15 protein-coding genes and 1 pseudogene are annotated in these 16,735 nt (G+C 72.0%); 10 read left to right on the top strand and 6 right to left on the bottom strand.

From position 1 onward, the window contains the following. Position 1: 1 nt before the first annotated feature. Together OVA15_RS11945 and OVA15_RS11950 are read left to right on the top strand one after the other, a co-directional pair. Positions 2-169 carry a hypothetical protein gene (locus OVA15_RS11945; RefSeq protein ID WP_268145189.1) on the top strand — a complete coding sequence of 56 codons (168 nt, stop codon included), beginning with the start codon at positions 2-4 and terminating at the stop codon, positions 167-169. Between the two features lie 83 nt (positions 170-252). Beyond that, positions 253-1,614: a glycosyltransferase 87 family protein gene (locus tag OVA15_RS11950; protein ID WP_024289260.1), complete on the top strand. Its 1,362-nt coding sequence runs from the start codon at positions 253-255 to the stop codon at positions 1,612-1,614. A gap of 255 nt (positions 1,615-1,869) precedes the next feature. Here OVA15_RS11950 and OVA15_RS11955 read toward each other — a convergent pair whose 3' ends face one another. The 4 genes and pseudogenes from OVA15_RS11955 to OVA15_RS11970 all read right to left on the bottom strand — a co-directional run bounded on the left by OVA15_RS11955 (position 1,870) and on the right by OVA15_RS11970 (position 6,311). Continuing rightward, positions 1,870-2,139 carry an HPr family phosphocarrier protein gene (locus OVA15_RS11955; RefSeq protein WP_006213670.1) on the bottom strand — a complete coding sequence of 90 codons (270 nt, stop codon included), beginning with the start codon at positions 2,137-2,139 and terminating at the stop codon, positions 1,870-1,872. Between the two features lie 60 nt (positions 2,140-2,199). Then, the gene (locus OVA15_RS11960) at positions 2,200-4,374 is read right to left on the bottom strand and encodes a PTS fructose transporter subunit IIABC (RefSeq protein ID WP_268145192.1); all 2,175 of its coding nucleotides are present in this window, start codon (positions 4,372-4,374) and stop codon (positions 2,200-2,202) included. Between the two features lie 123 nt (positions 4,375-4,497). After that, positions 4,498-5,294 (bottom strand): annotated as a pseudogene (locus OVA15_RS11965) (1-phosphofructokinase family hexose kinase). Positions 5,295-5,459: 165 nt separating this feature from the next. Next, positions 5,460-6,311 (bottom strand): DeoR/GlpR family DNA-binding transcription regulator, encoded by an 852-nt coding sequence (locus OVA15_RS11970; RefSeq protein WP_268145194.1) that lies wholly within the window; start codon positions 6,309-6,311, stop codon positions 5,460-5,462. A gap of 137 nt (positions 6,312-6,448) precedes the next feature. On the opposite strand from OVA15_RS11970, the gene ptsP reads away from it, so the two are divergent. From ptsP to OVA15_RS11985, 3 genes are all read left to right on the top strand, one after another. After that, the gene (ptsP, locus tag OVA15_RS11975) at positions 6,449-8,167 is read left to right on the top strand and encodes a phosphoenolpyruvate--protein phosphotransferase (RefSeq protein ID WP_268145196.1); all 1,719 of its coding nucleotides are present in this window, start codon (positions 6,449-6,451) and stop codon (positions 8,165-8,167) included. Between the two features lie 10 nt (positions 8,168-8,177). Next, on the top strand, positions 8,178-8,927 hold the full coding sequence (locus OVA15_RS11980; protein ID WP_268145198.1) for a glutamine amidotransferase: 750 nt from the start codon (positions 8,178-8,180) through the stop codon (positions 8,925-8,927). A gap of 899 nt (positions 8,928-9,826) precedes the next feature. Further along, on the top strand, positions 9,827-10,399 hold the full coding sequence (locus tag OVA15_RS11985; protein ID WP_326493308.1) for a CPBP family intramembrane glutamic endopeptidase: 573 nt from the start codon (positions 9,827-9,829) through the stop codon (positions 10,397-10,399). A gap of 108 nt (positions 10,400-10,507) precedes the next feature. Here the strand turns inward: OVA15_RS11985 and OVA15_RS11990 are convergent, their stop codons facing one another. Further along, positions 10,508-10,831: a hypothetical protein gene (locus OVA15_RS11990; RefSeq protein WP_024289253.1), complete on the bottom strand. Its 324-nt coding sequence runs from the start codon at positions 10,829-10,831 to the stop codon at positions 10,508-10,510. A gap of 246 nt (positions 10,832-11,077) precedes the next feature. Between OVA15_RS11990 and OVA15_RS11995 the strand changes: the two genes are divergently transcribed. The 4 genes from OVA15_RS11995 to OVA15_RS12010 all read left to right on the top strand — a co-directional run bounded on the left by OVA15_RS11995 (position 11,078) and on the right by OVA15_RS12010 (position 13,842). After that, positions 11,078-12,439, top strand: a complete 1,362-nt coding sequence (locus tag OVA15_RS11995) for a M18 family aminopeptidase (protein WP_268145203.1) — start codon at positions 11,078-11,080, stop codon at positions 12,437-12,439. 174 nt (positions 12,440-12,613) lie between these two features. Continuing rightward, positions 12,614-12,796, top strand: a complete 183-nt coding sequence (locus tag OVA15_RS12000) for a hypothetical protein (RefSeq protein WP_006213659.1) — start codon at positions 12,614-12,616, stop codon at positions 12,794-12,796. Beyond that, complete coding sequence (locus OVA15_RS12005) at positions 12,793-13,041, top strand: hypothetical protein (RefSeq protein WP_006213658.1); 249 nt, start codon at positions 12,793-12,795, stop codon at positions 13,039-13,041. The genes OVA15_RS12000 and OVA15_RS12005 overlap by 4 nt, the downstream gene beginning before the upstream one ends. A 90-nt stretch (positions 13,042-13,131) precedes the next feature. Beyond that, positions 13,132-13,842 (top strand): class F sortase, encoded by a 711-nt coding sequence (locus tag OVA15_RS12010; protein WP_268145207.1) that lies wholly within the window; start codon positions 13,132-13,134, stop codon positions 13,840-13,842. A gap of 176 nt (positions 13,843-14,018) precedes the next feature. On the opposite strand, the gene OVA15_RS12015 is transcribed toward OVA15_RS12010, so the two are convergent. After that, positions 14,019-15,476, bottom strand: coding sequence for a glyceraldehyde-3-phosphate dehydrogenase (locus tag OVA15_RS12015; RefSeq protein ID WP_268145209.1), 1,458 nt, complete (start codon positions 15,474-15,476; stop codon positions 14,019-14,021). A 195-nt stretch (positions 15,477-15,671) separates the two neighbouring features. On the opposite strand from OVA15_RS12015, the gene OVA15_RS12020 reads away from it, so the two are divergent. Further along, positions 15,672-16,682, top strand: a complete 1,011-nt coding sequence (locus tag OVA15_RS12020) for a carbohydrate kinase family protein (protein WP_268145211.1) — start codon at positions 15,672-15,674, stop codon at positions 16,680-16,682. The last annotated feature ends 53 nt before the right edge of the window (positions 16,683-16,735 follow it).

Consider the following 16,735-nt stretch of genomic DNA (forward strand, 5'->3'; position numbering starts at 1 on the left):
CATGGAATCGACCCCTGAAGACGACGATCACCCGTCGAGCGCCGAGCACGGCCTCACCGCCTCCCAGGACGCCCACGGACTGGTGTGCCCGGACCGGTGGGGGACGGTGCTCGGGGCTGCGGGGTCGCTGGCCCTGGCCGTGGTGCTGCGCGGCCTGCGTCGGCGCTGAGACTGCCGTCGAAGTCCTTGGTGCCTGAGGGCTACCCTGGTCCGGTCCCGCCCGGGGCCGCACCCACCGTCCAGGAGGTCCGGTTGTCTTCCTCTGCCCGCTCCAGCTCCGTCGCCGCGCAGGCCGCAGATCGCGCAGCGCCCGCGCCTCGCTCGGGCGACGGCCCCGCGTGGGGCAGGGCCCTCGCCTGGATCGCCCTGGTCGCCGTGCTGGCCTGGGCCGTCAAGCTCGTGGTCGAGGGGTCTCTGGACCTCATGGTCTACAACATGGGTGCGCAGTGGGTCGCCCACCCCGCGACCCGGGCGCAGCCGCTGTACGACCTCGAGTTCCCCGTCCCGTGGGGCGGCCCGGACACGCTGCCGTTCACCTACCCGCCGTTCGCCGCCCTGCTGTTCGGGCTGCTGGCCTGGATCCCGTTCGACCTCACGCGCTTCCTGCTGCTGGCTCTGGACATCATCGGTGCCGTCGTGCTGGGCCGCGGCCTGCTGGCCGTCGCCGAGCGGCGCGGCCGTCCGCTGCCGTGGACGCGGGCGCTGGGCTCGTCGGCGTCGCTGGCCCTGATCACCGCGCTGATCCTGTTCTGCGGCCCCTGGATCCGCACGATCTCGCTGGGGCAGGTCAACATCCTGCTCTTCGCGCTGATCTTCCTGGATCTGGTGCGCCGCACCGACGGCACTGGCTCGCGGCTCGAGAACGCCGTGGCCTTCATCCCGCGCGGCGTGCTGATCGGCATCGCCGCCGGCATCAAGCTGACCCCGCTGGCCTTCGGCCTCATCTTCCTCATGGGGAAGAACTTCAAGGCGATCCTGGCCATGGGCGTCACGTTCGCCGCGACCGTCGGGCTGGGCTTCCTGGTCCTGTACCAGGACTCGATCCAGTTCTGGACCGACGCCGTCTCGTCGTCCGACCGCGTGGGCTCGATCAAGTACATCGACAACACCGCCCTGACCGGCGTGCTGATCAAGACCGGCGTCCCGGCCGATGCGGTGGACCCGATCCGCTACGTGCTGGTGCTGATCATGCTGATCGCGGTTGCCGTGGCGCTGCCACTGCTGCTGCGCCGCGGGATGACGCTGTCGGCGATCTCCATGAACGCGCTGGTCATGCTGTTCATGTCGCCGATCTCCTGGTCGCACCACCAGGTCTACTACCCGGTGATCGCAGTAGCGCTGTTCACCGAGGCCTTCCCGCACGTTCTGCGCGGGGGCTTCCGGCTGCCAGCGCAGATCATGGCGTGGATCTGGCTCGTGGGCGCCTACATCGGGCCCATGCGCGGGCTGTGGATCGTGGACCTGTTCGGCGTGCACCTGCATGCCGCGGAGACGATCTGGGTCATCCCCTACCTGGTGCTCTTCGTCCTGCTGCTGACCTGGTCCGCGGCCGTCGTCGTCGCTGCCCGACGCGATCGCCGCGCGGGGTCCGGCACCCCGGCCCCCGCTGCCTGACCCGTCGCCCCGACGCACCGACGCCCGCCGCCTGCCTCGACGCCTCCGCCTCGAGAGGCCGACTCCGGCCCTCCCCGCCGTCGACGGGCCGATCCCTCACCGTTTCGCGGCTGAACCGGTGAGGGATCGGCCCGTCGACTGAGATGGGGTGGGGAATCGGCCAGCCGCGGGGAGGGCGGAGACGACGGGACCCCCGCAGCCAGGCGGCTGCGGGGGTCCCGTGCTGTGCGCTCCCGGCCTCCGGGAGGAGGCGGATCAGCTGGCGTCGAGATCCTGCTCGATGAGCCCGGCGATCTTCTCGACGGCCTCGGCGTTGTCCGAGGAGACCTCGACCTCGGTGCCCTTCTCGGCACCCAGGGCCATGATCAGCAACGACGACGACGCGTCCGCCGGCTCCTCGTCCGGGTCGTTGACGAGACCGATCAGGATCTCGTCGTCGTACTCCCCGGCGGCCTCGGAGATGATGGCTGCGGGACGGGCGTGCAGTCCGACGGCCGAGCCGACGATGACCTTCTTGCTGGGCATGCTTCCTCCTGACGGGTGCTTCATCGCACCGCTGCTAGTGGCGTCTTCAGCCTATGCGGTTCAGGCCGCGGCCGTCTGCGCCGTGGGCGCATCTGCGGACTCGGCGTCGCGCTGTGCGCGGGCCATCAGCGCGCGCTGGCGCTGGCTCTTCAGCACCGTGACGATCACCGCGGAGACCACCACACCGGCGACCAGCGCGATCAGGAAGCCTACCGGGTTGCCGATCGTGCCGATGACGAAGATGCCGCCGTGCGGGGCATTCTGCGTGACGTTCAGCGCCGCGATGAGTCCGCCGGTCACGGCACCGCCCGCCATCATCGACGGAATGACGCGCAGCGGGTCGGCCGCGGCGAACGGGATGGCGCCCTCGGAGATGAAGGCCGCGCCGAGCAGCCACGCGGAGCGGCCGTTCTCGCGCTCGGCCTCGCTGTAGAGCTTGCCGCGCACCGTGGTGGACAGGGCCAGCGCCAGCGGCGGCACCATGCCGGAGGCCATGACAGCGGCCATGATCATCTGGTTCGCCTCGCCGCCGGCGGACAGGCCCGCGGTGCCGAAGAGGTAGGCGGCCTTGTTGACCGGCCCGCCGAGGTCGAAGCACATCATCAGGCCGATGATCACGCCGAGCAGCACCGCGGAGGAGCCGGACATCGACGACAGCCCGTTCTGCAGGGCCGTCATGAGCGCGGCCAGCGGGGCGCCGAGCAGCAGGTACATCAGCAGGCCCACGATCAGCGTGGTGACCAGCGGGATGATGACCACGGGCATGAGCCCGGCCAGCCAGCGCGGCACCTTGATCGAGGCGATCCACATGGCGATCAGACCGGCGATCAGGCCGGTGACCAGGCCGCCGATGAAGCCGGCGTTCAGGGCCACGGCGATCGCGCCGCCCACGAAGCCCGGGGCGATGCCGGGGCGACCGGCCAGGGCGTAGGCGATGTAGCCCGACAGCGCCGGGACCAGGAACGTCATGGCCAGACCGCCGACGACGCTGAGCACGGCCGCCAGATAGAGCAGCAGACCGTCGCCGCGGATGGCGACGTCCGAGTAGTCGGCTGCGCTAGGCAGATTGGCGAGACTGCTGTTCGCGACGATGTCGGCGGACACGTTGGCGATGCCGGCGTCGCCCATGAGGAAGCTGATCGCGATCAGCAGACCGCCCGCGGAGACGAACGGGATCATGTAGGACACGCCGGTCATCAGCGCCTGCTGGATGCGCCGCGGCCAGCTCGTGCCGCCCTGGCCCGCGCCAGCGGACTCGCCGCCCGAGCCGCCGCCGCCGGCGATCCGGTGCCCATTGGGGTCATCGGCCGCGGCCAGCGCCTTGGTGATCAGGCCCTCGGGATCCGAGACGCCCACGTTCACGCCGGCCTCCACGCCCGGCTTGCCGGCGAAGCGCTCGCGGTCTCGCACGCCCACGCCCACGGCGAAGACGACGGCATCCGCCGCATCGATCTGCTCCTGCGTCAGCGGCGTGCCGCCGGAGGAGCCCTGGGTCTCCACGACGAGCTCGTGGCCCATCTCCGCGGCCTTCTGCTCGAGCGCCTCGGCCGCCATGTAGGTGTGCGCGATGCCCGTGGGGCACGACGTCACGGCCACGAGGTGGCGCTTGGCGGGGGCCGCTCGGGCCCCGTCGTCGGCCGCTGCCGCGCCCGCCGCACCTGCTCCGGCTGCGGCGCCCGCTGCGGCGCCCCCGTACTGGGCATCGGAGGACCCGGTGGCGGTGCTGCCGCTCGGTGCCGGAGCGGCCTCGAGCTGATCCGTGGCCGGCTTGGGCTTGGGGGCCAGGACCTCCTCGACGATCGCCACGACCTCCTCGGCTGACTGGGCCTCCCGCAGGGAGGCTAGGAAGGTCTTGCGGGCCATGGCCCGAGCCAGCTTGGACAGCAGCTTCAGGTGCGCCTGGCCCTCGCCGTCGGCGGCGGCGATCAGGAAGATCAGATCGGCCGGGCCGTCCTTGGCGCCGAAGTCCACGGGCTTGGGCAGGCGGGCGAAGGCCAGCGACGTGGTCTGCACGTGCGGCGAGCGGCAGTGCGGGATGCCGATGCCGCCGGGCTGGCCGGTCGCGGACTGCTGCTCGCGAGCCAGGGCGTCGCCGGCCAGGCCCTTGGCGGAGTCCGCCCGGCCCGTGGCGGCGACGATCCCGGCCAGCTTGGTGATGACCTTGGTCTTCTCGGAGCCGAGATCCTGGTCGAGCGAGACCAGGTCGGCTGTGATCAGCGGTGCGTTCTCTGACATGTCCTGTCCTTCGATGCGGCGGCCGGCGGCCGCTCGGTGGTGCTCGCCTCCGGGGGAGTCCCGGTGGCGACCGCGGGGAGCCTGCATCCGCTGCGGATGCAGGGGGAGATCTGGTGGGGCCGCTCAGTCGAGCGGCAGCTCGGACACCGTGGTGCCGTCGAGGTCGATCTGCTCGGGGGAGGGGACGCCGGTGCCGGGCAGCGCGGTGGCGCCGGAGCCGTAGGCCACCGCGCGGCGCAGCCGCTCGGCCGGGGCCAGGCCCTCCGTGTGGGCGATCAGCAGCCCGGACAGCGACGAGTCGCCGGCGCCCACGGTGGAGACCGGTGTGATGGGCGGGGAGTCGCGGACCAGGCGCCCTCGGCGGTGACCAGCACGGCCCCGGCACCGCCGAGGGTGGCCAGCACCTCCCGGACCCCGCGCTCCACGAGCCGCCGGGCCGCACGCGCGGCGGGCAGGAAGTCGCCGTCGTCGGCGGCGGCCTCGATGGCCAGGCCGTCATCGCCCACGAGCTGGCCGAGCTCGAGCCCGTTCGGCTTGAGGATGTCCGGAGCTGCGGTCTCGAGCTGCTCGGACAGCGCCACGAGCGGGGCATCCGAGGTGTCCACGGCGATCTGCACACCGCTGCCGCGCAGCTGCGTGATCTGCTGTGCGTACCAGTCCTCCGACGGGCCCGGGGGCAGCGAGCCGCACAGGGCCACCCAGTCGCCGGGCGAGACGGCGTCGCGGACCGCGGCCAGGCAGGCCTGCTGGGCGTCGTCATCCAGCAGCGCCCCGGGCTCGTTGATCTTGGTGGTGGTGCCGTCGGGCTCGGTCAGGGTGATGTTGGTGCGCACGCGTCCAGGCACGTCCACCGCACGGTGGGCCACGTCCGCCTGGGCGAGGGCCGACAGCAGCGGGTCGCCGCCGGCTGCGGGCAGCACGGCCAGGGGTGGGTGCGCCCGCCAGGGCCAGGGCGCGGGAGACGTTGATGCCCTTGCCCCCGGGGCCGTCGTCCACGGAGGCGATGCGGTTGACGCCGCCGCGCTCCAGCGGGGCGGACAGGGCGGCGGTGCGGTCGATGCTGGGGCTGGCGGTGAAGGTGACGATCATGCGATCACGACCTCGATCTCTGCTCGGTTCAGGGCTTCGGCAAGGGAGCTGGGCGGGACGGCGTCCGTGATGAGGACGTCGATCGCGCTGAGGTCGGCGAACGTGCACAGGTGCTCGGCGCCGAACTTGGTGGAGTCGACCAGCGCGATCACACGCTGGGAGCGGGCGGCGATCAGGCGCTTGGCGGCGGCCTCCTCGGCGTCCGGGGTGGTCAGTCCGAGCACGGCGGACAGGCCGTTGGAGCCCAGGAAGGCGACGTCCGCGGAGATCGAGCTCAGCAGGGCATTGGTCTGGGCTCCCACGACCGTCTCCGTGACCGGGCGGAGTCGTCCGCCCAGCAGGAGGACCTCGACATCGCGGGCGTGGGAGAGCTCCACGCCGGCGCTGGGGGAGTTCGTCACGACCGTGACGGGCTCGAGGGCCCCCTCCCGCGCTGCGGCGGACATGGCGGCGGCGAGGCAGCCGGTGGTGCTGCCGCCGTCGAGCAGTACCGAGCCGTGCGCCGGCGGAAGATGGCCCATGGCGGCCCGGGCGATCGCGGCCTTGGCCTCGATCCGGGTGGCTCTGCGGTCATCGACGGCGGCCTCGCGGCCGTTGCGCCCCAGCGGCGGGATGGCACCGCCGTGCACGCGCTGGATGCGGCCCTGCCGCTCCAGGACGTCGAGATCGCGGCGGATGGTCTCCGGGGCGACCGAGAACTGCACTGCCAGCTCCGCCACGGAGACGCGCCCCTGGACGGCGGCCTGCTGCGAGATGGCCTGCCGCCGCTCGGGCGCGAAGAGGCCCTGCCCGGTGTCCGGATCCGAGCCCGCCGCGTCCCTCGAGAGGGGCTGCTCTGTGATGTTCATTACGCCCATTTGTACATGATCATGCCCGAATGCGTTGATTGTCAATCTGTGTCCTGCTTCACTAGAATACCCTCAAACAACGCTCGCCCGCGCATGTTCGCGCGGTTTGAGCGACTCGATGATGAGGAGCGCTCTTCATGTCCGAAGATGCCCGTTTGAACACTGCCGCCGCTGCTGCCCCGCAGGCCGACCTGACGGGCATCGGCGTCGTCGCCGGCGTCGCAGCTCGTCCCGCCATGTGGGTCCGGCCCCGCCCGGCCCTGCCGACCGACGGGCCGGAGATCCCGGAGTCGGATCGCGAGTCGCAGAAGGAGCGCTTCGACATCGCCGCCGCCACCGTCGCCGGACGCCTGGACGCCCGCGCGCAGCGTGCGGAGGGCCATGCGGCCGAGGTCCTCGGCGCCACCGCCGCGCTCGTCACGGACAAGGGCTGGCGCCGCGCCGTCGGCAAGCAGATCGACTCCGGCGCCTCCGCCGAGCTCGCCGCGGCGCGGGCCACGGACACCTTCGTGGCCAAGTTCGAGAAGATCGGCGGCCTCATGGCCGAGCGCACGACCGATCTGAAGGACATCCGCGACCGCGTCATCGCCGAGCTGCGCGGGGAGCCGGAGCCCGGCGTCCCGGATCCGGCCGAGCCGATCATCCTGCTGGCCGACGACCTCGCCCCCGCGGACACCGCAGGGCTCAAGCCCGAGCTCGTGCAGGGCATCGTCACCGAGCTCGGCGGCAAGACCAGCCACACCGCCATCATCGCCCGCCAGTTCGGCATCCCCTGCGTGGTGGGCGCAGGCTCCGCGCTGCGTCGGATCGAGGACGGCCAGCTGATCCTGGTCGACGGCCAGTCCGGCGTGATCGAGCTCGAGCCGGAGGCCGATTCCGCCGCCTCCCGCGCCGCCGAGTCCGCCGAGACGCTGGCGCGCATCCGCACCTGGACCGGCCCCGCCGTCTCCGCCGACGGCACCCGCATCCAGCTGCTGGCCAACGTCCAGGACGGCGCGGGCGCCCGCACCGCCGTGGCCACCGGCCTGCCGGAGGGCGTGGGCCTCTTCCGCACCGAGCTGTCCTTCCTCAAGGCCACGGCCGAGCCCTCCGTGGCCGAGCAGACCGCCCTCTACCGCGAGGTCTTCGACGCCTTCGACGGCTCCAAGGTGGTCGTGCGCACCCTCGACGCCGGCTCGGACAAGCCCCTGGCCTTCGCGACCATGCCGGATGAGCCCAACCCGTCGCTGGGCGTGCGCGGCGTGCGCATCGCCTTCGAGGACGACGGCGTGCTGACCCGTCAGCTCGACGCCATCGCCGCTGCGGCCGAGGGATCCGGGGCGGAGCCCTGGGTCATGGCCCCCATGATCGCCACGGTCGATGAGGCCAAGTGGTTCGGCGATCTGTGCCGCGAGCGCGACCTCAAGCCCGGCGTCATGATCGAGGTCCCGTCGGCCGCTCTGCTGGCCGATCAGCTGATCGAGCACGTCGACTTCTTCTCGATCGGCACGAACGACCTCACCCAGTACGCCATGGCCGCCGACCGCATGGCCTCGGGTCTGGCCCAGCTCACGGATCCCTGGCAGCCCGCCGTGCTCAAGCTCGTGCAGATGGCCGCGCAGGCGGGCCAGCGCGCCGGCAAGCCCGTGGGAGTGTGCGGAGAGGCCGCAGCCGACCCGCTGCTGGCCTGCGTGCTGATCGGCCTGGGCATCACCTCGCTGTCCGCGGCCGCCCCGGCTCTGGCAGCCGTCGGCGTGAAGCTCGGCGAGGCCACGGACGAGCAGATGAAGCGCGCCGCGGAGGCCGCCGTGCAGGCCCCGTCGCCGGAGGCCGCCCGCGAGGCCGCCTCGGCCGCGCTGTCCGACGCTCGGGCCTGAGGCGGCGCAGGTGAAGCCGTTCCTGCTGATCTCCACCCGGCCGGAGGACTCGATCGCCGAGGAGGAGCTCGATACCTTCCTGCGCTTCACGGGGCTGGAGCCGGATCAGCTGCGCCAGCTGCGCCTGGAGAAGGGCCCGGAGGTCGCCCGCGAGCTGCAGGATCTGGACTTGGACGAGATCTCCGGGATCTTCGTGGGCGGCTCGCCGTTCACCACCTCCACGCCGCAGGCGGAGAAGACCGAGGTGCAGGTCCGTGTGGAGAAGGACCTCGGCGAGCTGCTCGACCGCGTCATGGACCGCGGCACCCCCTTCTTCGGGGCCTGCTACGGCGTGGGCACGCTCGGCGTGCATCAGGGCGGGGTCGTGGACGGCACCTACGCCGAGGGCGTGGGTCCAATCCGGATCACCGTGACCGACGAAGGCTCCCGGGACGTCCTGCTCGAGGGGATGCCGGAGACCTTCTGGGGGTACGTGGGGCACCAGGAGGCCGTGCGCGCTCTGCCGTCCGATGCCGTGCTGCTGGCCACGGGGGAGGAGTGCCCGGTGCAGATGTTCCGCATCGGCGAGCGGGCCTGGGCCACGCAGTTCCATCCGGAGCTCGACGACACCGCGCTGCTGAGCCGGATCGATGCTTACAAGCACCATGGGTACTTCCGTCCGGAGGACGCCGAGGAGGTGCGCCGTCGCGTGATCGACGGCCCCCAGGCCGATCAGCCGCGGCGCCTGCTGGCTCGCTTCGCGGAGGTCTTCGCCCGCTGAGGGCCAGAGCCTGCGGGGACGGCTGGGCTCCGGTCGGATCCGGTGCGGCGGGCGAGCGATCGGGGGCCGTCGTCGTCCGTGAGAGGGACCGCGGCGCTGTCCGGAACCACCCTCGGGAGGGAGGGCGTCGTCGTCCCGCGCGGATACGGTGGAGACCATGAGCACCGCCGCCTCCGCCCAGTCGTCGCCCACGGCTTCCACTTCTGAGCCCGTGCCCTGGGGCGGTGCCGCAGCGCCGGGGCCCGTCGGCGGTCCTCCCGCGCGCGGGACCGGGGCTCCCTCCGGGACGCGACGTCTTCCGCTGGGTGCGGAGGTCCGCGACCTGCCCTATCACCGGCTCGGCCTCGCCGACCACCGGCATCGCCCGTGGGCCCCGCTGATCGAGGGCGCGCTGAGCGGCGGGATATATCTCGGGGCGAGCATCTTCTTCACCGTTGCGCTCCTGCTGGGCATGCTCGTCATCCGCCCCGAGCTCACGGACACGTTCATGACGGGCGATCCCAACCAGATGAACATGGCGGATCCGTGGCTGCTCGTGCTGCTGTTCGGATCGGTCGCGATCTGGCTGCCCATCGCGCTGTTCGCCCGCTGGGTCATGCGGCCCCGGCCGATGGGACTGATCTGGTCGGTGACCGGACGGATCCGCTGGAAGTACCTCTTCATCACCCTGGGCGTGGCCGCCGCGATCTACCTGGTGATCCAGGTGGGGCTCAGCCTGCTGCTGAGCGCGCTGGCCCCGCAGGAGCAGGGCCTCGAGTTCGAGCCGCAGCCGTGGTGGTGGCTGAGCCTGATCCTGATGCTGCTGATCGTGCCCATCCAGTGCACCGCTGAGGAGGTCGTCTTCCGCGGCTACCTGGCGCAGATGCTGGGACGCTGGCTGCGTCACCCCCTGGTTCGCGATCCTGCTGCCCGTCCCGCTGTTCATGCTCGGGCATCTCTACGACATCTGGGGTCAGCTCTCCGTCGGCATGATGGCGCTCGTGGCCGGCTGGGTCGTCTGGCGCACCGGCGGGCTCGAGGCCGCCATTGCTCTGCACGTCGTCAACAACATCTTCGCCTCCTTGACGGTGCTGTTCGTGCCGTTCGACCCGGAGGCGCAGGCAGAGTCCGTGGGCTGGTTCGGCTTCCTCGTCACGGCGGTCATGCAGGTGTCCTTCGGCCTCCTCGCGATCTGGATCGCCAAGCGAAGCGGCCTGGCCGTGACCCGACGCAGCGCCGTGTGGCCGGCCCGTGCCCGCCGCGACTGGGAGCGCTTCACGGGGCTCGACGCCGCCGGGGTGCGCGAGCTGCCCGCAGCTGCGGAGATCGCGGACATGCTCGGCGCGTGGCGTGCCGGTGGTCAGGCCGGTCCGGGGGCGACCTCCTGGCAGGCGGGCCCGGCCGTTCCCGTCGGACGGCCCGGAGCGCCCGTCCCCGGGCAGCCGGAGCAGCCCGCCCCCATGGGGCCCCCGGCGGCTCCGCCGCGCCCCTAGGGCCAGCGGCCCTCACCGTGAGCGGTGCCGCGGTGCTGCCTGGTCGAGTGGCGCGGTGCGGCAGAACAGGGTGAGCTCCGGCGGGGGGGCCCCATCAGGCGCGGGGCTTCAGGCTGCGACGCTCGAGGCGGCGCTCCAGGTCCCCCAGGCCACGACGGGGCCCAGCGCCGCCACGATCATGGCCATGCGGCCCGCGCCGCGTCCGCGTCGGCGCAGGAAGGCGGTCGCGCCCATGGCCATGGCGGCCAGGCCCATGAGACCGCAGACCGCCTGTGCGGCCAGCAGCACGGAGGCCTTGATCTGGGAGTCGCGCGGCATGCCTGCCCAGGTGCCGTCGCCGAACTGCTGCGCCTCGATCAGCACCACGCCCACGAAGGCCGCGCAGATCGTCGAGAGCACGATGGCGGTCAGGGCCAGGGCCAGGGCGGTCATGCCCATGGTGGGGCCCCGCCCCGTGCCGTCAGAGAGGATCTGGGGGGAGGCGGGCTTCGGAGGGGCGTCCGACGCCGCGTGTGTCATACAGCGAACATACAGGTTCTGAGGTTCGGAATGCCCTACATCTCGAAGTTCGAAGGAGCAGAGCTCGACGGCACGGCATGGACTCGAGTCGATGGATGTGCCCCGGGGTCCCGCTATCGCACGCAGCTGCTTCCGTGGGCCGTCCCTACACTGGAGCACATGGTCGACACGCACGCTCAGCCCAGTCCCCAGATCCCCGCCGATCCCGACTGGCCGCAGTCGCCGGCCGCGCGGAACGCCCAGGATCTCGCGGAGCTCGTCATGGCCTCGCCGAGCTCCTTCCACGCTGCCGCAGAGGGCGCGCGACGGCTCGAGGCCGCCGGCTTCCATCAGCTCGACGAGTGCGACGCCTGGTCCGGCGACGACGTCCGGCAGCCGTCGTACGTGGTGCGCGACGGCGCCCTGATCGCCTGGGTGACCCCGGAGGCCTTGGGGGAGCGGGCGGGATTCCGGGTCGTCGGGGCCCACACGGACTCGCCGTCGTTCAAGCTCAAGCCGCGCCCCAGCACGGGGCATTCAGGCTGGTGGCAGGCCGGGGTGGAGATCTACGGCGGCCCGCTCGTGAACTCGTGGCTGGATCGAGAGCTTCGCCTGGCAGGGCGGATCACCGTGCGCACCGAGCAGGGGGCGGAGTCCCGCCTCGTGGCGACGGAGCCCGTGGCGCGGATCCCGCAGCTGGCGATTCACCTGGACCGCGGGGCCAACAAGGCGCTGAGCCTGGATCCGCAGCAGCACACCCAGCCGATCTGGGGCTGCGGCGACGAACCCGGGGATGTCCTGGCGCTGCTGGCCGAGGCGGCCTCCCGGGGCGGCCTGCGGGTGCGCGCCGAGGACCTGCTGGGCTGGGACATCGTGCTGGCCGATACGCAGCAGCCGCGCCTTTTCGGCGCGCACCAGGAGCTGCTGGCCTCGGGGCGGCTCGACAACCTCACCTCCGTGCACGCGGGTCTCGAGGCGCTGACCGGCCGGCTCGATGACCTGCGCGGCGGTCGGCACATCGCGATGCTTGCGGCCTTCGACCACGAGGAGGTCGGCTCGCGCACCCGCTCCGGGGCCGCCGGGCCGTTCCTCGAGGATGTGCTGGTGCGCGTGGGGGCGGCGCTGGGCTGGGACGAGGACCGTCGACGGGCGGCGATCGCCTCGTCCTCGTGCCTGTCCTCCGATGCCGGGCACCTGGTGCACCCCAACTACCCCGGCCACCACGACCCCGCCGTGCGGCCGATGCCGGGAGGCGGTCCGCTGCTGAAGATCAACGCGGATCAGCACTACACGACCGACGCCGATGGCGCAGCCCAGTGGCGGCTGGCCTGCCGCAGCGCCGATGTGCCGGTCCAGGAGTTCGTCTCCCACAACGCCGTGCCGTGCGGCTCCACCATCGGTCCCATCACAGCGGGACGACTGGGCATGCGCACCCTGGACGTGGGCGTCGGGCTGCTGTCCATGCACTCGGCGCGGGAGATGGTCCATCTCGAGGATCTGCACGGGCTGGGCCAGGCCATGCAGGAGTGGCTGCTGGGCTGAGGGGATCGTCTGGTGCTTCTTTGGAGACGGGCGCGGGAATTTTCCCCGGAAAGCCGTTTTGACCTGCAGTTTCAGGTCTACGACATGGCCAACGGCACAAGGTGCTGTGCCTGGCCTCATGGGGGAAAGTGAGCGGGTGCACCGGGTGGCGCCCCCACGACCATGAGGAGACCCATGTCCCAGCATCCGTCTGCCGTCCTCGGCCGCAGCACTCGTCCGCGTCGCACGGCGGCTCTGGCCGTCGTCGCAGCCGTCACCACCTCCACGGTGACCTTCGGACCCGGGGCTCGTCACCTGCGCTCGCTGGACGCCGGCATCGTCGCGGTGCCGGACGAGCCGACCCGGAGCCCACGGTGACGCCCTCTGCCGTGCCCGAGACCCCGGCAGCCCCGAGCGAGCAGCCTTCCGAGCAGCCGGTGGTCCCGGCTTCGGGCGGCGGCGACCACGGCGGCCCCGATCAGGTGGAGGTCCACTCGGGCGAGGGCGCCGGTCTGGTCGGCACGAGCGGCTGGACGCCCCTCGCCCTGGGCGGCGGCGTGCTCCTGCCTCTGGCCGCAGCCGTCTTCGCCGTGCCGCGCCTGCGGCGCTCGCGCGGCGGGTGAGCCCTCGGAGCCCCTGGTCGGCGGCAGCCCTGAGGGAGCTGCCGTCGGTCGGGGGCTTCGTCGTCCCTGGATCCTGAGATGCTGGGCCCCATGAGCGTTGATCGCCGCAGGCCTGTGGCCGCCGTCCTGGCGCTGCTCGGTGCGCTGCTGGTGGTGGCTGCGGTGATCGGCACGGCGGTGCACTACGCCGCTCAGCCCGACGCCGCCGTCGGCACCCCGCCGGGATCCAGTGCGTGGGATCGCATGCAGGCGGGGGCGCAGCGCGAAGGCTCCGATCTCCTCGACCGCGCAGCCGGGCGCGAGCCCGAGGCCCGCGTGGTCGAGGCGCCCATGCCCGAGCGGCCCTACGGCCCCGAGGCCGCAGACACGTACGACGGCTCCGTGGACACCTCCGCGGCAGCCGCCTCCCTGGCCGGTCAGCCCGATCGCCTCGAGGCCCCGACCCGGAGCCTCAGCGTGGGCTGCTCGCCGCCGCGGGCGGTGGACGGAGCGCTCGTGCTGCCCGAGGCGCCGGGCACCGTCTGGTACGACCAGTCCGCGCAGATCGGTGCGCCCGGAGCGTCGCTGATCGCCGGACTCGAGACGGGCGCCCCGGTCCTGGTCACCGACGACGAGGGCGAGGTCCACGAGTACGTCGTCGAATCGCTGCAGGTCTACGAGCAGCAGGCGCTTCCCGAGGACATGCTGCAGAGCACCGGTCCGGATGAGCTGGTGCTCGTGACCTGCTCCGGCGCCTCCATCAGCACCGGCGGCGCCTGGAGCTACGAGTACAACCTGGTCGTCACCGCTCCCACCGTCTGAGCTCTCGATTCCGCACGTCGGCCTTCACCTGCGTCGAACGGTGCCGCGGTGTGAGCATTCGGCTCCGGCACAGACGAGTGGCCCCGTGGTGTGCGCTGAGAGCCTCAGACGCACACCACGGGGCCACTCGACGGGGAAGGCGACACCCGGAGGCCGCTCGACGCGGCCCCTGAGCCTCAGTTCGCCGGGATGGCGCTGGCGCCGGTCCAGTCCGAGGGGAAGGTGGGCTGCTGGATGTTCGCCATCTTGGCGGCCACGCGCACCACCTGCGAGGAGTAGCCGAACTCGTTGTCGTACCAGACGTAGACCACCACGGTCTTGCCGTTCACGACGGTGGCCAGGCCGTCCACCACGGAGGCGTAGCGGGAGCCCACGAGGTCGGAGGACACCGTCTCCGGGGAGTCGGTGTAGTCGATCTGGCGGCTCAGCGGGGAGTCCAGGGAGATGCCGCGCAGGAAGGCGTTGAGCTCGGCGGCATCGGCCGGGGCACGATCGAGCTGCAGGGTCAGCACGGCCATGGAGACGTCGGGGACGGGGACGCGGATGGCGTTGCCGGTGAGGCGCCCCTCCATCTTGGGCAGCGCCTTGGCGACGGCCTTGGCGGCGCCGGTCTCGGTGAGCACCATGTTCAGCCCGGCGGCGCGGCCGCGTCGGGGGCCGTTGTGGTAGTTGTCCGTGAGGTTCTGGTCGTTGGTGAAGGCGTGGACGGTCTCCACATGGCCCTGGGAGATGCCGTACTCGTCGTCGATCACCTTGACCACCGGGGTGATGGCGTTGGTGGTGCAGGAGGCGGCGGAGACGATCCGGTCCTCTGCGGAGATGTCCGAGTCGTTGACGCCGCAGACGATGTTCTTCATCCCGCCCTTGCCCGGCGCGGTCAGCAGGACCTTGGCGATGCCCTGGGACTGCAGGTGCCGGGAGAGGCCGTCGACATCGCGCCAGACGCCGGTGTTGTCGATCAGGATGGCGTCGTGGATCCCGTAGGCGGTGTAGTCGACCTCGGAGGGGCTGTCGGCGTAGATCACCTGGATGTCCACGCCGTTGGCGGTGATCACGTTGCGCTGCTCATCCACCACGATCGAGCCGTTGAACTTGCCGTGGATCGAGTCGCGGCGCAGCAGGGACGCGCGCTTGACCAGGTCGTTGCCGGGCTTCTTGCGGACCACGACGGCGCGCAGCACCATGCCGGTGCCGTCGTTGCGCTCCACCAGGATGCGGGTCAGCAGGCGGCCGATGCGCCCGAAGCCGTAGAGCACCACGTCCTGCGTCTTGGCGATGTTCTGGCCCTTGCGCTGGACGACGGCGGACAGCTGCTCGCGGACGTACTGCTGCACGTCCTCGCGCTGGGACTCCTGCAGCCCGGCGGCCAGACGGCCCAGGTCGATGCGGCTGGCGCCCAGATCGAGGGAGTCGATGATGCCGATGAGCTGTTCGGTGACCTCCGTGGGCAGCTCCTCGCCGACGATGCGCCGAGCGAAGCGGTGCGCCTTGAGGATGTCCAGGACGGACTTGTGGACCAGCGACCGGCCGTGGATGCTCAGGACGACCTTGTTCTCGCGGTAGAGACGGCCGATCACGGGCACCATGGCCTCGGCGCGGGCCTCGCGCTCGTTCCAGGGCTCGACGGAGTTCACAGATGACCTGCTTCCTGGCTCCGACGACGCTGTCGGGGCCTTGGCTGCGTGCGTCGTCGCACGACTCGCACCGCTGGCCCGCGGTGGGCCGGTGCTCCGGAGTGTGTGTGGCGCAGGCACAGAGGCCTGGATCCGGGCTAGATCCTAGCCGGTGCACCACGCAGCCGCGGCGTGGCCCACTGCTACTGTGGCGCCATGCTGACAGTCATCGGTGAGGCACTCGTGGACGTCGTCTCACGCCCGGGCGGAGAGGCCGTGAGGCACCCCGGCGGAAGCCCCTTCAACGTCGCGGTGGGCCTGGCCCGACTGGGGCACCCCGTGACCTTCCTGGGCACCTGGGGCGAGGACGACGACGGCCGCCTCCTGGAGCAGAGCCTCTCGGCAGAGGGGATCGAGCTGCCGCTGCCGCGCCAGGCTCAGCCGACCTCCACCGCGGAGGCCATCCTGGCCGAGAACGGCTCGGCCGAGTACGAGTTCGCGCTGACCTGGGATCCGCCGCTGTCGGACGAGGACCTGGAGCGCATCGCCGAGACCTCGGAGGCTGTGCACACCGGCTCCATCGCAGCCGCGCTCGAGCCGGGCGCGGACACGGTGCGTCGGCTCATCGAGGCGGCGCGGGACCGAGCCCTGATCAGCCTGGACCCCAACTGCCGCCCGTCGATCACCCCGGACGTGGAGCGCGTCCGCGCCCGCGTGGAGGAGCTGGCCGAGCGCTCGGATCTCATCAAAGCCTCGGACGAGGACCTGCTGTGGCTCTACCCCGGCTCGACCCTCCAGGAGTCGGCCCGCGCGTGGCTGCGCAAGGGCGCCGGCATGGTGGTCGTGACCCGCGGGGAGATGGGACCCTGGGCGGTGACCGAGGCCACCGGCCCCGTGGGCATCGAGGTCCCCGCCCGCCGCACGGATGTCGTGGACACCGTCGGCGCCGGCGACACCTTCATGGCCGCGCTGATCTCGCAGGCCGCCGATCGCGGGATCACCGGTCCCGGAGCCGCCCAGCGCCTGGCGGCGCTCGGCGAGGACGAGGTCCGGGAGATCCTGACCCGGGCGGCGGATGCTGCGGCCATCACCGTCTCGCGCGCCGGTGCGGATCTCCCGCGCCGCAGCGAGCTCGAGGCCCTGGCGGGCGTCGCCGCGGAGCCGGCCGCTCCAGCCGAGCCGGACGGAGCCGAGCCTGCCGGGCTCGACCGGACGCTGGATGACTGAGCTCCCCGGGCGCCGCCGCGCACAGCTCCGGCGGCACCGGGACACCATCGCAA

Origin of the sequence: Kocuria sp. SL71, from assembly GCF_026672465.1 — a bacterium.
Taxonomy (GTDB): domain Bacteria; phylum Actinomycetota; class Actinomycetes; order Actinomycetales; family Micrococcaceae; genus Kocuria; species Kocuria palustris.

Bases quoted from the DNA above. Each gene is read 5' to 3' on its own strand.
- ptsP (WP_268145196.1), top strand. From the start codon at position 6,449: ATGTCCGAAGATGCCCGTTTGAACACTGCCGCCGCTGCTGCCCCGCAG.
- OVA15_RS11995 (WP_268145203.1), top strand. From the start codon at position 11,078: ATGGTCGACACGCACGCTCAGCCCAGTCCCCAGATCCCCGCCGATCCC.
- OVA15_RS11955 (WP_006213670.1), bottom strand. From the start codon at position 2,139: ATGCCCAGCAAGAAGGTCATCGTCGGCTCGGCCGTCGGACTGCACGCC.
- OVA15_RS11970 (WP_268145194.1), bottom strand. From the start codon at position 6,311: ATGAACATCACAGAGCAGCCCCTCTCGAGGGACGCGGCGGGCTCGGAT.
- OVA15_RS11945 (WP_268145189.1), top strand. From the start codon at position 2: ATGGAATCGACCCCTGAAGACGACGATCACCCGTCGAGCGCCGAGCAC.
- OVA15_RS12000 (WP_006213659.1), top strand. From the start codon at position 12,614: ATGTCCCAGCATCCGTCTGCCGTCCTCGGCCGCAGCACTCGTCCGCGT.
- OVA15_RS12020 (WP_268145211.1), top strand. From the start codon at position 15,672: ATGCTGACAGTCATCGGTGAGGCACTCGTGGACGTCGTCTCACGCCCG.
- OVA15_RS12010 (WP_268145207.1), top strand. From the start codon at position 13,132: ATGAGCGTTGATCGCCGCAGGCCTGTGGCCGCCGTCCTGGCGCTGCTC.
- OVA15_RS11990 (WP_024289253.1), bottom strand. From the start codon at position 10,831: ATGACCGCCCTGGCCCTGGCCCTGACCGCCATCGTGCTCTCGACGATC.
- OVA15_RS11960 (WP_268145192.1), bottom strand. From the start codon at position 4,374: ATGTCAGAGAACGCACCGCTGATCACAGCCGACCTGGTCTCGCTCGAC.